The organism is Leclercia sp. LSNIH1, assembly GCF_002902985.1.
In the GTDB taxonomy this organism is placed as follows: domain Bacteria; phylum Pseudomonadota; class Gammaproteobacteria; order Enterobacterales; family Enterobacteriaceae; genus Enterobacter.
Genome location: NZ_CP026167.1, coordinates 2285078 through 2299892 on the forward strand (window position 1 = coordinate 2285078; position 14815 = coordinate 2299892).

The window sequence follows — 14815 nt, forward strand, 5'->3', positions numbered from 1 at the left end:
GCTGTTTTTTTAGTGTGTCAAGAGACTTGAAATAAGGGTGAATAAATATGAGGCTGATATTTTAAAATAAACCAGGAGAGTAATTGTTTTAAGCGAAATGAGAGTGAATGATTATTCACAGCATAAACCGATAACCGATACCGGTTTCCGTTAATAAATGGCGCGGGCGCGCGGGATCCGTTTCGAGTTTCTGGCGAAGGTGCCCCATATATATGCGCAGGTAGTGACTATGCTCCACCGCATTCGGTCCCCAGACCTGACTTAACAGCTGGCGCTGGGTAAGAACTTTGCCGTGATTGTTGAGCAGGACCGCCAGCAGGCGGAACTCGATGGGGGTCAGGTGGATTTCAGCCTCACCGCGTTGAATGCGGCGCGAGGCCAGATCGACACGAATATCCGAAAAGGTATACACCGGGTCGACGGGGGCGGTGGTCGCGTGGCGGCGAAGGGCGACGCGCAGACGCGCCTGCAGTTCGCCAATGCCAAACGGCTTACTGAGATAGTCGTCGGCACCAGCATCGAGTGCGGCAATTTTGTCGGTCTCCTCCAGACGGGCGGAGAGCACGATGATCGGCATCTGGCTCCACTGGCGCACCTCCCGGATAAAGTCGAGGCCGTCGCCGTCCGGCAGGCCCAAATCGAGGATCACCAGGTCCGGCTTGCGGGTGGCGGCTTCAATCAGGCCTCGCTGTAGCGTCCCGGCATCGTGAACGCGCAACCCTTCACCTTCCAGCGCGGCACGCAGAAAACGACTGATGGCGAGTTCATCTTCAACAATCAGGACGTTAATCACAAATCCTCTGGAAAGTCATTCAGCTCGGGTGGGGCATCAAGCGGCAGTGTAACACAAAAACCGGCCCCCCCTCCGGGGCGATTATGGGCGGTAATGGTGCCGCCGTGTACCTCCACAATCGCCTGGCAGATCGCCAGCCCCAGCCCGACGCCGGGAATGGCGGACTCCTTATTTCCGCGGGCGAATTTATCAAAGATAGCCTCTTCCTGACCCGCCGGAATGCCCGGGCCGCTATCCCAGACTTCCAGCTGGAGCTGGTCCGGGGTGACGCTGGCGTCAATGCCGATTTGCGCTTTGCTGCCCGCATATTTCGCGGCGTTCTCCAGCAGATTAATCAGCACCCGCTCGAACAGCGGGCCATCCACATGGATCAACGCCAGGGGATCGGACATCGCGAGCGCGATATGCCGGCCACCCAGCCCCGGCTCCAGGGTTTTTAAGGCGCTGCCGATCACCTCTTCCAGCGTCAGCCACTCTTTTTTCAGGTTAAAGCCGCCGGACTGGATCCGCGCCATATCCAGCAGGTTGTTCACCAGCCGGGTGGTGTTCAGCACGTGCTGGCGGATCTCGCTGGCCTGGATAGCGTGGCGGGAGCCTTCTGCCGCCAGGTCGAGGGTCAGGATCTCCGACTGACCGAACAGCACCGTCAGCGGCGTGCGCAGATCGTGGGAGAGGGCGGCCAGCAGCGAATTGCGAATGCTCTCCCGCTCGCTGGCTAACCGCGCCTGTTCTTCGCTGGCGGTGAGCGCCAGCCGCTCCAGCGCGCTCGCCACCAGCAGGGTAAAGGTCTCCAGCAGCCGCTGCTGCTCGGGGATCATCAGCTGACGCAGGTTAGCCGGCTCGACAATCAGTACCCCCTGACGCTGCAACGGCAGGACCTGATAGGGTACACCCGGGAGCGTGTCGGTGCCTGCTCCCGCAGGCTGGCCTTTATCAAAGCTCCAGTGGGCAATGGCCTCATCCCACGGCGTGATGCCCGAAGCCGGGGTGAGGGGGGCGAGTTTGCCTTCGCGATCCGGGAGCAGGATCAGGCTGCGGGCGTTAAAGGTGGAGTGAATAAACTGCTGGCTGGTCTGGACGATATCCTGCGGTGCGCGGCCCACCGCCAGCGCCTTCGACATCTCATACAGTTGGCGGGTGCGTTGCTCGCGGTAACGGGCGATCCGCGCCTGATAGCGCACCCCCGCCGTCAGGTTGCCGATAAGCAAACCTACCGCCAGCATCACGGCGAAGGTGAGGACGTACTGCACATCCGACACCGCCAGGGTGCCGCGCGGGGCGATAAAAAAGAGATCGAAGCTGATGACGTTGATTACCGTCGCCAGCACCGAGGGCCAGCGGCCGTAAAACAGGGCCACAATCACCACACCCAGCAGGTAAATCATCACCAGGTTGGCGGCATCGAAGCCGGGTAGCCACTGGCTGGCAACAAAGGTGATCAGCGCGCAGAGCAGCACCGCCACCAGACAGCCGCGCAGCTGGATCCGCCATTTGTCGCTGAATGCCCGGTTGTCCGGGGTTCTGGCGGGCAGGGCGGCCGGTTTGTCGTCCAGCGCGACGATCAGCAGATCGAGGTCGGGGGCGCGCTGTGCCAGCTTGTCGGCAAAGCTCTCCCGGCTAAACCCGCGGCGACGGGTGCGCCTGCCGATAACAATTTTGCCGAGGTTATGCTCCCGGGCGTAGCGCAGGATGGCTTTCTCTTCCGCCTGCTCGGCCAGGGTGGCGGTTTCGGCCCCGAGCTCCTGCGCCAGACGCAGGGCGCCAAGAATGGCGCGGCGCTGGTTCTCCGGCAGACGGTGCAGCTGCGGCGTCTCCACGTAGACCGCATGCCAGACGCTGCCAAATTTTGCCGCCAGACGCGCGGCGGTGCGCACCAGCTTCTCGTTGCCGCTGCCGTGGCCGATGCAGAGCAAAATCGCATCGCGGGTATGCCACACCTTCTCCTGACCCTGGCGGTCGCGCCAGGCCCGCATCTGATCGTCCACCCGGTCGGCGGTGCGGCGCAGAGCCAGCTCGCGCAGGGCGATCAAATTGCCTTTACGGAAGAAGTGCTCGATGGCCCGCTCAGCCTGCCCGGCGATATAGACTTTGCCCTCATGCAGTCGCTGGCGCAGATCGTCCGGGGGGAGATCCACCAGCACCACCTCGTCCGCCGCGTCGAAGAAGGGATCCGGGACGGTCTCCCGCACCTGAATACCGGTCACGCCGCTGACCACGTCGTTGAGGCTCTCCAGATGCTGGACGTTGACGGTGGTGAAAACATCAATTCCGGCGTCCAGCAGCTCCTCGACATCCTGCCAGCGTTTGGGATGACGCGAGCCCGGGGCATTGGTGTGCGCCAGCTCGTCCATCAGGATCAGTGCCGGACGGCGGGCGAGGGCGGCGTCGAGATCGAATTCCGTTACCAGACGCCCACGATGATGAATGCGGCGCGGCGGCTGGGTTGCCAGCCCCGCCAGCAGCGCGGCGGTCTCCTGGCGACCGTGGGTTTCCACGACACCGATGAGAATATCGAGCCCCTGGGCGCGCAGACGCTGGGCTTCACTGAGCATGGCGAAGGTCTTGCCGACGCCCGCGCAGGCGCCGAAGAAAATTTTCAGCTTACCGCGATGGGGCCAGGCGGCCTGTTCCAGCAGTTTGTCCGGGTCCGGGCGCAGAGGCTCGTCAATCATTTACTCTTTCCTTAGCGCGTCCAGCGCCAGATTCAATTCAACAATATTGACCACTGGATTGCCCGTCGCGCTGAATAATGGCTTTTGCGTATGGGCGGCCACCAGCTGGCTGAGCTGTTCGGCGCTGAGCTGACGCGCCAGAGCCACCCGTGGGATCTGCCAGGCGACGGCCTGCGGCGTCAGGCTGTAGTCCAGCCCGCTGCCTGAGGCGGTCACCAGTTCAACCGGCACTGCCGGGCTCGCCTGCGGGTTGGCTGCACGCAGAGCCGCCACGCGGGCGCGAACGGCGTCATCCAGCTCAGGGTTGCTGCCCGCCAGATTGCTGCCGCCCGAGGCCATGGGATTATACGGGCTCTCAGCCGTAGCGGAAGGACGCCCGTGAAAGTAACCCGCCGCGGTAAAGTTCTGTCCAATTAGCCGGGAACCGCGGATCTCCCCCTGCTGGTAGATAAGCGATCCGTTGGCCTGGTCGGTAAACCACCACTGACCCAGCGCGGTGGTCACCAGCGGATAGAGCCCGCCGGTTATCAGGGCCAGCAGAATAAACAACAGTATAGCGGGACGTAACATAGCCATTTGATTTTCCTCTTAAACCAGCCCGAACAGGGTGAGCACGACGTCGATGGCTTTAATGCCGATAAACGGCACCACCAGCCCACCCAGACCGTAAATCCACAGATTGCGGCGTAGCATGGCGGCGGCGGTGAGCGGCTTGTAGCTCACCCCTTTCAGCGCCAGCGGGATCAGAAAGATAATGATCAGCGCGTTGAAGATCACCGCGCTCAGGATGGCCGAGGCGGGGGAGTGCAGATGCATCACATTCAGGGCGTTCAGTTGCGGATAAGTCGCGGCAAACGCCGCCGGAATAATGGCGAAATATTTCGCCACGTCGTTGGCGATACTGAAGGTAGTGAGCGAGCCCCGGGTCATCAGCATCTGTTTGCCGATATGCACCACCTCGATCAGCTTGGTCGGATTAGAGTCGAGGTCAACCATATTGCCCGCCTCTTTCGCCGCCTGGGTGCCGGAGTTCATGGCTACCGCCACGTCCGCCTGGGCGAGGGCCGGGGCGTCGTTGGTGCCGTCACCGGTCATGGCCACCAGCCGTCCTTCTCCCTGGTACTGGCGGATCAGCGCCAGTTTGGCCTCCGGCGTCGCTTCGGAGAGAAAATCATCCACCCCCGCTTCGGCGGCAATGGCGGCCGCCGTCAGGCGGTTATCCCCGGTGATCATCACCGTTTTGATGCCCATTTTACGCAGCTGGGCAAAGCGCTCCTTGATGCCGCCTTTGACGATATCTTTCAGGGCGATCACCCCGAGTACGGTCGCCCCTTCCGCCACCACCAGCGGCGTGGCCCCCTGACGCGCGACGTTCTCCACCAGGGTATCGACCTGCGGCGGGAAGTGGCCGTTATTGGCCGCAATATGGCGGCGAATCGCGTCCACCGAGCCCTTGCGGATCAGGCGGTCCTGAATATTGATGCCGCTCATCCGCGTTTGCGCCGTAAAGGGCACAAAGGTGGCATTCAGGCTTTGCACGTCGCGCTGGCGCAGGTTAAAGCGCTGCTTGGCGAGAATGACGATGCTGCGGCCTTCCGGGGTTTCGTCCGCCAGCGATGCCAGCTGGGCGGCGTCGGCCAGCGTTTGCTCATCCACCCCCGGGGCGGGCAGGAACTCAGATGCCTGACGGTTGCCGAGGGTGATGGTGCCGGTTTTATCCAGCAGCAGCACGTCGACGTCGCCTGCCGCCTCGACGGCTCGCCCGCTGGTGGCGATAACGTTGGCCGCCAGCATCCGGCTCATGCCCGCCACACCGATGGCCGACAGCAGGCCGCCGATGGTGGTCGGGATCAGGCAGACCAGCAGGGCCACCAGCACGGTGACGCTCACCGCCGTCCCGCCATAGGACGAGAAGGGCCACAGGGTGGCGGTCGCCAGCAGGAAGATGATGGTCAGCGCCACCAGCAGAATGGTCAGAGCGATTTCGTTCGGGGTTTTGCGCCGCTGGGCGCCTTCCACCATGGCAATCATCCGATCGAGGAAGGTTTCGCCCGGATTGACGCTGCACTGGATCACCAGCCAGTCGGAAAGAATGCGCGTTCCGCCGGTGACCGAGGCAAAATCGCCCCCGGACTCACGGATCACCGGCGCGGACTCCCCGGTGATGGCGCTCTCATCCACCGAGGCGCCCCCTTCGATAACCTCCCCGTCACAGGGGATAATATCTCCGGCTTCCACCAGAACGATGTCGCCTTTGCGCAGCGTATCCGCAGGCACCGTTTCGCTGGCAGCACCATATTTCGCTTCGCGCAGCTTGCGGGCGAACGCGGTCTTTTGTACCCCTTTAAGGCTGTTGGCCTGCGCTTTGCTGCGTCCTTCCGCCAGCGCTTCGGCGACGTTGGCAAACAGCACGGTGAACCACAGCCACAGGCTGATCGCTGCGGTAAAGGTGGCGCTGCCTGACAGCCATCCGCCCGCCATGGCGAGGGCAAGCAGGGTGGTCAGCAGGCTCCCCAGCCAGACGATAAACATCACCGGATTGCGCCACTGCACGCGCGGATCTAATTTTTTTATCGCATCCATCAGCGCCTGGCGAACCAGAGCAGGTTCAAGCAGGGCCAGTTGCTTACGACTCATGAAGAATACTCCGTAAAATCAGCGTAAAGAGAGGTGTTCCGCAACCGGGCCTAATGCGAGGGCGGGAATAAAGGTGAGGGCGCCGACCAGCAGGACGGTGCCGATCAGCAGACCCACAAACAGCGCGCCGTGGGTAGGCAGCGTGCCGCCAGAGGCGGGCTGGCGGGTCTTGTTCACCAGCGATCCGGCGATGGCTATGACCGGAATAATCACCCCAAAGCGGCCGACCAACATGCAGAATGCCAGCAGGCAGTTCCAGAACGGTGAGTTTGCGCTCAGGCCCGCAAAGGCGCTGCCGTTGTTGTTGGCTGCCGACGACACCGCGTACAGCACCTCGCTGAAGCCGTGGATCCCGGGGTTGAAGATGCCGCTGCGCCCGGCGTCAGTCATCAGCGCCAGTGCGGTGCCGAGCAGCACCAGCGCCGGGGTGACGAGGATCGCCAGCGCGGTCAGCTTCATCTCACGCACGTCGATTTTCTTACCCAGATATTCCGGGGTGCGGCCAATCATCAGCCCGGCGATAAAGACCGCCAGCAGCACAAACAGCAGCATGCCGTACAGGCCCGATCCAACGCCGCCAAACACCACTTCACCAATCTGCATCAGCCACATCGGGATCATGCCGCCCAGGGCGGTGAAGGAGTCATGCATGGCGTTAACCGCTCCGCAGGAGGCGGCGGTGGTGATCACCGCATACAGGCTGCTGGCGAGAATGCCAAAGCGGCTCTCTTTTCCTTCCATGTTGCTGTTGCTGTCCGCGCCGAGCAGCATAAAGTGGCTGTTACCCTGCCACTCCGCCCACATCACCAGCGCCGCGCAGACCACAAAGATGGCGGACATGGTCCACAGGATCGTATGCCCCTGGCGCCGATCGCTGACCGACTCGCCAAAGGCAAAGCACAGTGCGGTGGGGATCAGGAAGATCGCCAGCATCTGCACGGCGTTGGTCAGCGCGGTCGGATTCTCAAACGGATGGGTGGAGTTGGCATTAAAGAAACCTCCTCCGTTGGTACCCACTATTTTGATCGCTTCCTGCGAGGCGACCGGCCCCATCGGCAGCAGCTGCCTGGCCCCCTCCAGCGAGGTGAAGGGCTGATAAGGAAGCAGGTTCTGCAATACACCCTGCTGCATAAACAGCAGGGCGATAACCAGCGACAGCGGCAGCAACACCCACAGGGTGATGCGGGTCAGATCGACCCAGGCGTTGCCAAGCGTAGTGATATTCTGGCGGGAGAAGGCGCGGGTCAGGGCGAAGATCACCGCAATGCCGCTGGCTGCAGAGAGGAAGTTTTGTACCGTCAGCCCCGCCATCTGGCTGAAATAGCTCAGAGTGGTTTCACCGGCATAGGACTGCCAGTTGGTGTTGCTGACAAAGCTGACGGCGGTATTCAGCGCCAGATGCCATGAAAGCCCCGGCAGCTGCTGCGGATTGAGCGGCAGAGTGCCCTGAAGCATCAGCATGGCGAAGAGCACAACCAGGCCCACGCCATTAAGCAGCAGAATAGCCAACAGATAATGGCGCCAGCTCATCTCGTCGGCGCGGATCCCCAGCAGGCGCAGTATCCCTGCGTCAATGGCCTGCACCCCGGGCAGCGGCAGGCCGTTAATCATGCGTGCCAGCCACATCCCCAGTGGCCGGGCGAGTATGAACAGTACCAGCAGAAAGCTGGCGATAAGCAGAAATCCCTGAGCAGCCATCAGAATGCCTCCGCGTTAAGCAGGGCATAAATCAGATACCCCAGTAACAGAAACAGCAGCGCGATGCCCACAATTACACCTGCACTCACAATTCACCTCCGGGTGACATTAGTCATGGTGCAAACGGTAAATTTTCTGGCGCAAAGATTTCGCAAAAATCAGACGGGGAGGTGTAAAAAAAGTATAAAAATGGCTAAGACCATAATTTAACTAATGGTTAGTATTAATTTAACTTTTATGTAACTAAATTACGGGATGAAGTATAAAGATCCCTTTTAGAGGACAAAAAAGTGGTCGGATGAGTAGTAAAATTACAGCCAAAGCGTTACTATTTTCAGCAGATAATCAGTTTTACTTTTCCGGAGCAGATTTCCGGCCAGAAAGAGGGGAGAAAATGATGGAATTTTACAAAGCGTATCCGGCACATATCGTTTTTATTCGCCGCACTTTCGCTGTGTTAGCGGGTGTTCTGGCGTTACCAGTTATGCTGTTCTGGAAAGATCGTGCACGTTTTTACAGCTATCTGCATCGCGTATGGGCGAAGACCAGCGATAAGCCGGTGTGGATGGATCAGGCTGAAAAAGCCATTTGTGATTTTTATTAAGAAAGACTACACACAGCAATTGCAGTAACAAAAAACCGCCACAGCAATGTGGCGGTTTTTTTATCCCCCGGGATTCGCGGTCCGTTGGGCGGCCTTTTTTATTTCAGTATGGCTACACTTGTTAAAGCAAAGTATCCTCGGTGACTTGTAGATGTTACAGACGATAATACTGGAGTGTTATGGCCACCCATCTGGTCTGGTTTCGCGCCGATCTGCGCATCCACGATAACCTTGCGCTTGCCGCCGCCTGCCGCGACAAACATGCCCGCGTCCTGGCGCTTTTCATCGCCACGCCGCAGCAGTGGCGTGAGCACGCCATGGCGCCTCGCCAGGCCGCCTTTCTTCATGCTCATCTCAACGATCTGCAACAGCAGCTGGCCGACAGAAACATTCCGCTGCTCTACGCGCAGGTGGCTGATTTCGCCGCCCAGGGCGAAAAAGTGGCGCAGCTTTGCGCAGAGCATGAGGTCACCCATCTCTTTTATAACTACCAGTACGAACTGAACGAGCAGCAGCGCGATCGTCAGCTGGAGCGCGCGTTGCAGGAGGTGATCTGTCAGGGTTTTGATGACAGCGTGATCCTGCCGCCGGGCAGCGTCATGACCGGCAGTCATGAGATGTACAAGGTCTTTACGCCGTTTAAAAACGCCTGGCTGCGGCGGCTGAAAGAGGGGCTGCCTGAGTGTGCGGCGGCTCCTGCCGTCCGCGAGGGCGAAAAGGTGACCCCGGCGGCGCTGGATTTCGATTATCCGCAACAGCCATTCGATACTGACCTCTTTCCAGCGAGCGAGAGAGAGGCGATTGCCCGGCTGCGTCAGTTCTGTCAACAGGGGGCAGGGGAGTATGAGGCGCAGCGCGATTTTCCGGCTATCGAAGGGACCAGCCGTCTCTCCGCCTGCCTGGCGCTGGGGGTGCTGTCTCCTCGCCAGTGCTTGCACCGCTTGCTGGCCGAGCAACCCCAGGCGCTGGAGGGGGGGCCGGGAGCGGTATGGCTCAACGAGCTTATCTGGCGCGAGTTTTATCGTCATCTGATGACGTATCACCCTGATTTATGTAAATATCGGCCATTCATCCGCTGGACTGATAACGTCGAATGGCAGTCTGACGATGTGCAGCTGAAAGCCTGGCAAGAGGGACAAACCGGCTATCCGATTGTCGATGCAGCCATGCGTCAGCTGAATGAAACCGGCTGGATGCACAATCGCCTGCGGATGATCACCGCCAGCTTTCTGGTAAAGGATCTGCTTATCGACTGGCGTGCCGGGGAACGTTACTTTATTTCACAGCTGATCGATGGCGACCTGGCCGCCAATAACGGCGGCTGGCAGTGGGCGGCATCAACCGGAACCGACGCCGCCCCCTATTTTCGTATTTTTAACCCGACAACCCAGGGACAGAAGTTTGATTCCGACGGCGTGTTTATCCGCCGCTGGCTGCCGGAGCTGGCCACCGTGCCGGACAAGGCCATCCACGATCCCTGGATCTGGGCGGACAAGCAGGGCGTCACCCTCGCGTATCCCCGCCCGGTTGTCGACCATAAACAGGCGCGCGTTGCCACGCTGGCCGCGTATGAAGCCGCCCGTAAAGCATAGGGAGTCATAATGAAAAACAGTGAACTGGAACGACTGATTAACGACAAACTGAACAGCGCCAGCTTCAGCGACTACGCACCGAATGGCCTGCAGGTGGAAGGGCGCGAAACTATTCAGAAGATTGTTACCGGTGTGACGGCAAGCCAGGCGCTGCTGGATGAAGCGGTTCGCCAGCAGGCCGATGCCGTTATCGTTCATCACGGCTATTTCTGGAAGGGGGAATCTCCGGTTATCCGCGGCATGAAGCGCAACCGCCTGAAGACCTTGCTGGAGAACGACATCAACCTCTATGGCTGGCACCTGCCGCTGGATGCGCACCCGGAGCTGGGAAACAACGCCCAGCTGGCGGCGCTGCTCGGCATTAACATCATGGGCGAAATCGAGCCGCTGGTGCCGTGGGGGGAACTCTCCATGCCGGTGCCGGGTCTGGAGCTGGCCTCGTGGATCGAAGCGCGGCTGGGGCGTCGTCCGCTGTGGAGCGGCGATACCGGGCCGGATGAGGTTAAACGCGTCGCCTGGTGTACCGGCGGCGGACAGAGCTTTATTGACAGCGCGGCGCGTTTTGGCGTCGATGCGTTTATCACCGGCGAAGTCTCTGAGCAAACCATTCACTCCGCCCGCGAGCAGGGGCTGCATTTTTATGCGGCAGGTCACCATGCCACGGAACGCGGCGGCATTCGCGCGCTCAGCGAATGGCTGACAGAAAACACCGACCTGGATGTCACCTTTGTCGATATTCCTAATCCAGCCTGATGAGAGGTATCTAAGTGCAGCGAGCACGTTGTTATCTGCTAGGCGAAACCGCCGTCGTACTGGAACTGGAGCCGCCGGTGACCCTGGCGACGCAAAAACGGATCTGGCGCTTGACCCAGCGACTGGGTGAAATCCCTGAAGTGGTGGAAGCCATTCCGGGGATGAATAACATCACCGTGGTGCTGCGCAATCCCCACTCGGTGGCGCTGGATGCCATAGAACGTCTGCAGCGCTGGTGGGAAGAGAGCGAAGCGCTGGAACCCGATTCCCGCGCTATCGAGATCCCCGTGGTGTATGGTACTGCTGCGGGCCCCGATCTGGGCGAGGTGGCGCGACACGCGGGGCTGACCGAGAAACAGGTCGTGGAGCTCCATTCCTCCGCGGATTATGTGGTCTGGTTTTTGGGCTTTCAGCCGGGCTTTCCGTATCTGGGCGGGCTGCCTGAGCAACTGGCTACGCCGCGTCGCGCTGAACCCCGGTTGCAGGTGCCGGCGGGCTCGGTGGGGATTGGCGGGTCGCAGACCGGTATTTATCCCTTAGCCACACCCGGAGGCTGGCAGCTGATTGGGCACACCTCTCTGCCGCTGTTCGATCCCGCTCGTGACGAGCCGGTGCTGCTGCGACCGGGCGACACCGTGCGGTTTATCCCGCTGAAGGAGGGGGTATGTTAAAAATCATTCGTGCGGGTCTTCATACTTCGGTGCAGGATGGCGGACGTATCGGGTTTCGCCAGTCAGGAATCAGCTACTGCGGCGCGCTGGATAAACCGGCACTGCAGATTGGTAATCTGCTGGTGGGCAATGACCCGGATGATGCCGCGCTGGAGATCACCCTGGGGCAATCTATCTTCGAATTTGAACAGGATGGCTGGTTTGCCCTGACCGGTGCGGGCTGTGATGCCCGGCTTGACGGGGCCGCGGTCTGGACCGGCTGGCGCCTGCCGGTGAAAGCCGGGCAACAGCTCACCCTTAATCGTCCCCGCCGGGGCATGCGCAGCTATCTGGCCATTGCGGGCGGAATCGACGTGCCGCAGGTCATGAACTCCCTCAGCACCGACCTGAAGGTGGGGCTGGGCGGTCACGAAGGGCGGCTGCTGAAAGATGGCGATCGCCTGCAGGTTCGGGCCGGTGGGCGTGAATTCCGTGAAGCCCAGGGCGTGAAACAGCTCCTTTGGAGTAACCGCGTGCGGGCCTTGCCGGGACCGGAATACCATGAGTTCGATCAGGCCTCCCAGGATGCGCTCTGGCGTCTGCCCTGGCAGCTCAGCCCACAGAGTAACCGTATGGGCTACCGCCTGCAGGGGCAAAAGCTGGCGCGCACCACCGATCGGGAGATGCTGTCGCACGGGCTGCTCCCGGGCGTGATTCAGGTGCCGCATAACGGACAGCCTATCATTCTGATGAACGATGCCCAGACCACCGGGGGGTACCCGCGGATCGCCTGCATCATCGAGGCCGATATGTACCATCTGGCGCAGGCCCCGCTCGGACAACCTATTCACTTTGTCCCCTGTACGCTGGAAGAGGCGCTGGAGGCGCGGCGCATCCAGAAGCAGTACATCGAACAGCTGGCGTGGAGGTTACATGATCGCGGTTGATTTAAATGCAGATTTAGGTGAAGGGTGCGGCAGCGATGCCGCACTGTTAAAGCTGGTGTCGTCAGCCAATATCGCCTGCGGATTCCATGCCGGCGATGCCGAAACCATGCTGGCCTGCGTGCGCGAAGCGCTAAAAAATGGGGTGGCCATCGGGGCGCACCCCAGCTTCCCGGACCGGGAAAACTTTGGCCGCACGGCCATGACCCTGCCGCCGGAGACAGTCTACGCCCAGATGCTCTACCAGATTGGTGCCCTGGCGGCGATCGTTCGCGCCGAAGGCGGGCAGCTGCGTCACGTAAAACCGCACGGCATGCTCTATAACCAGGCGGCAAAAGATCGCGACCTGGCGGATGCGATCGCCCGCGCCGTTTCGACCGTTGACCCGGATCTGATCCTGGTCGGGCTGGCGGGGAGCGAGTTGATCCGCGCGGGAACGCGCTATGGCCTGATCACCCGGGAAGAGGTGTTTGCCGATCGTGGATATCAGGCCGATGGCAGCCTGGTGCCGCGTACCCAGGCCGGGGCGCTGATCGCCGATGAAGATCAGGCCCTGGCGCAAACCCTGGAGATGATCCAGCGCGGACGGGTGAAGAGTATTACCGGTGAATGGGCAGCCGTGCATGCGCAGACGGTGTGTATCCACGGTGACGGCGAGCATGCGCTGGCCTTTGCCCGTCGTCTGCGCAGAGAATTTGAAGAAAATAATATAAAAATCAGTGCATAACGCACACTTGCAAACACAACGACAGGAAAAAGGTCATGGCAGAGACGCTATCCCTCTGGCCACTCATCGGTATCGCGGTGATTGTGGTCGGGTTTCTCTTACGCTTTAACCCGGTGCTGGTGGTCATTGTCGCCGGGATCGTCACCGGCCTGGCGGCGCAAATGCCCATCGCCACCATTCTGGAAAAACTGGGCGAAGGGTTCCTCAATACCCGTAACCTGCCTTATATCCTGCTGATCCCGCTGGCGGTTATTGGTCTGCTGGAGCGCCACGGCCTGAAAGAGCGGGCCCAGGCGTGGATCGCGAAGATCCACAGCGCCACCGCCGGGCGGCTTTTGATCGTCTATCTCTTCGTCCGTGAAACGTCGGCGGCAATGGGGCTGACCAGCCTTGGCGGACACCCGCAGATGGTGCGCCCGCTGCTGGCGCCGATGGCGGAAGGGGCGGCGGAGAAAAAGTATGGCGAGCTGCCGGGGGCGGTGCGCTATCGACTGCGGGCGATGTCGGCAGCCACCGATAACGTCGGGCTCTTCTTTGGCGAAGATATCTTTGTTGCCTTTGGCGCCATCATCTTTATGCATAACTTTATGCTGGAATCCGGTGGGATCCAGACGGAGCCGCTGCATATTGCCCTCTGGGGGATCCCGACCGCGCTCTGCGCCTTTGCGATCCACGCGACCCGCCTCTACCGCCTGGATAAGCATCTGGAGCGCGAGCTGGCCAAAGTGCAGGGAGAGGTAAAATGAATTTCCAGCAAAGCTATCTCTACTGGCTGGCAGGGCTGATCCTGCTCATCGTGGCGCTGATGTCGTTTCGCGATAAAGCCAACCCGCGACGTATGACCACCGGTCTGTTCTGGGGCATTTACGGCCTGCTGTTCCTGCTGGGGAACTGGACCTACGATCTGGTGGGCGACAAGCGCACCGTCCATATCGCAGTGGGTGTGGCAGTCGTGCTGCTGGCACTGATCGCCGGTTTCGGCGGGGTGCGCCTGGGGAGTTATCACCAGCGCACGCCAGAAGAGCATGAGAGCAGCGCGAAGCGTCTGGGCAATCGACTCTTTTTACCAGCGCTGGCCATTCCGGTGGTGACGGTGGTGGGCGTGCTGATGTTCAACCACATCCCGGGCCTGCAGGAGACGCTATTCGGGCCGGGTAACCACTCGACCCTGGTGACGCTCTTCTCCATGACCGTCGGCTCGCTGATTGGCCTGGCGATGGCGGTTAAAATGACCCATGAGAAAGTGCATCAGCCTTTGCAGGAGGCGCGCCGTCTGCTCGACTCTATCGGCTGGGCCTTTATTCTGCCGCAGATCCTGGCGACCCTTGGCCTGCTGTTTACCGCCGCCGGCGTCGGGGAAGGCATTTCCTATCTCACCCAGACGTACCTGGCGGTCGACAGCCGGTTTATTGCGGTGGCGGTCTACGCCGTGGGCATGGCGCTGCTGACCATGGTAATGGGTAACGCCTTCGCCGCGTTTCCGATTGTCACCGCCGGGATCGGTATTCCCATTCTGGTGCTGCAACACGGCGGCAACCCGGCGGTGATGGCGGCGATTGGCATGTTCTCCGGCTACTGTGGCACCCTGATGACGCCGATGGCGGCCAACTTCAATATTGTGCCCGCCGCGCTGCTGGAGTTACCCGATAAAAACGCGGTCATTAAGGCGCAGGTCCCCACCGGGGTATTGCTGCTGATCGCTAACGTCTTCCTGCTCTACTTCCTGATGTTCCTGTAAGGAGAAA

Annotated in this window: 14 protein-coding genes; 8 read left to right on the forward strand and 6 right to left on the reverse strand. The window is 60.6% G+C overall.

Annotation, left to right across the window (positions count from 1 at the left end):
* Positions 1-115: 115 nt before the first annotated feature.
* From kdpE to kdpF, 6 genes are read right to left on the reverse strand one after another with little or no spacing between them, the layout of a single operon-like run.
* Entirely contained in the window at positions 116-793 is a 678-nt protein-coding gene (gene kdpE / locus C2U54_RS11280) for a two-component system response regulator KdpE (RefSeq protein WP_103178702.1), read from the reverse strand.
* Complete coding sequence (gene kdpD / locus C2U54_RS11285; RefSeq protein WP_103178703.1) at positions 790-3465, reverse strand: two-component system sensor histidine kinase KdpD; 2676 nt, start codon at positions 3463-3465, stop codon at positions 790-792. Before kdpD ends, kdpE begins: the two co-directional genes overlap by 4 nt.
* The gene (gene kdpC / locus C2U54_RS11290) at positions 3466-4041 is read right to left on the reverse strand and encodes a potassium-transporting ATPase subunit KdpC (RefSeq protein ID WP_103178704.1); all 576 of its coding nucleotides are present in this window, start codon (positions 4039-4041) and stop codon (positions 3466-3468) included.
* A gap of 12 nt (positions 4042-4053) precedes the next feature.
* A complete protein-coding gene (gene kdpB / locus C2U54_RS11295; protein ID WP_103178705.1) occupies positions 4054-6102 on the reverse strand; it encodes a potassium-transporting ATPase subunit KdpB in 2049 nt (682 codons plus the stop codon).
* Between the two features lie 18 nt (positions 6103-6120).
* A complete protein-coding gene (gene kdpA / locus C2U54_RS11300) occupies positions 6121-7800 on the reverse strand; it encodes a potassium-transporting ATPase subunit KdpA (RefSeq protein ID WP_103178706.1) in 1680 nt (559 codons plus the stop codon).
* Positions 7800-7889, reverse strand: coding sequence for a K(+)-transporting ATPase subunit F (kdpF, locus tag C2U54_RS11305; protein ID WP_103178707.1), 90 nt, complete (start codon positions 7887-7889; stop codon positions 7800-7802). The genes kdpA and kdpF overlap by 1 nt, the downstream gene beginning before the upstream one ends.
* A 308-nt stretch (positions 7890-8197) precedes the next feature.
* On the opposite strand from kdpF, the gene C2U54_RS11310 reads away from it, so the two are divergent.
* The 8 genes from C2U54_RS11310 to C2U54_RS11345 all read left to right on the forward strand — a co-directional run bounded on the left by C2U54_RS11310 (position 8198) and on the right by C2U54_RS11345 (position 14808).
* Complete coding sequence (locus tag C2U54_RS11310) at positions 8198-8404, forward strand: YbfA family protein (RefSeq protein ID WP_103181047.1); 207 nt, start codon at positions 8198-8200, stop codon at positions 8402-8404.
* Positions 8405-8583: 179 nt separating this feature from the next.
* Positions 8584-9996 carry a deoxyribodipyrimidine photo-lyase gene (gene phrB, locus C2U54_RS11315; RefSeq protein ID WP_103178708.1) on the forward strand — a complete coding sequence of 471 codons (1413 nt, stop codon included), beginning with the start codon at positions 8584-8586 and terminating at the stop codon, positions 9994-9996.
* A gap of 9 nt (positions 9997-10005) precedes the next feature.
* The gene (locus C2U54_RS11320; RefSeq protein ID WP_103178709.1) at positions 10006-10749 is read left to right on the forward strand and encodes a type 2 GTP cyclohydrolase I; all 744 of its coding nucleotides are present in this window, start codon (positions 10006-10008) and stop codon (positions 10747-10749) included.
* A gap of 14 nt (positions 10750-10763) precedes the next feature.
* Positions 10764-11420, forward strand: coding sequence for a 5-oxoprolinase subunit PxpB (gene pxpB, locus C2U54_RS11325; protein ID WP_103178710.1), 657 nt, complete (start codon positions 10764-10766; stop codon positions 11418-11420).
* Positions 11414-12346, forward strand: a complete 933-nt coding sequence (gene pxpC / locus C2U54_RS11330; RefSeq protein WP_103178711.1) for a 5-oxoprolinase subunit PxpC — start codon at positions 11414-11416, stop codon at positions 12344-12346. Before pxpB ends, pxpC begins: the two co-directional genes overlap by 7 nt.
* Positions 12336-13070: a 5-oxoprolinase subunit PxpA gene (gene pxpA / locus C2U54_RS11335; protein ID WP_103181048.1), complete on the forward strand. Its 735-nt coding sequence runs from the start codon at positions 12336-12338 to the stop codon at positions 13068-13070. Before pxpC ends, pxpA begins: the two co-directional genes overlap by 11 nt.
* A gap of 35 nt (positions 13071-13105) precedes the next feature.
* The gene (locus tag C2U54_RS11340) at positions 13106-13816 is read left to right on the forward strand and encodes a DUF969 domain-containing protein (protein WP_103178712.1); all 711 of its coding nucleotides are present in this window, start codon (positions 13106-13108) and stop codon (positions 13814-13816) included.
* Positions 13813-14808, forward strand: coding sequence for a DUF979 domain-containing protein (locus C2U54_RS11345; RefSeq protein ID WP_103178713.1), 996 nt, complete (start codon positions 13813-13815; stop codon positions 14806-14808). Before C2U54_RS11340 ends, C2U54_RS11345 begins: the two co-directional genes overlap by 4 nt.
* Positions 14809-14815 lie beyond the last annotated feature (7 nt).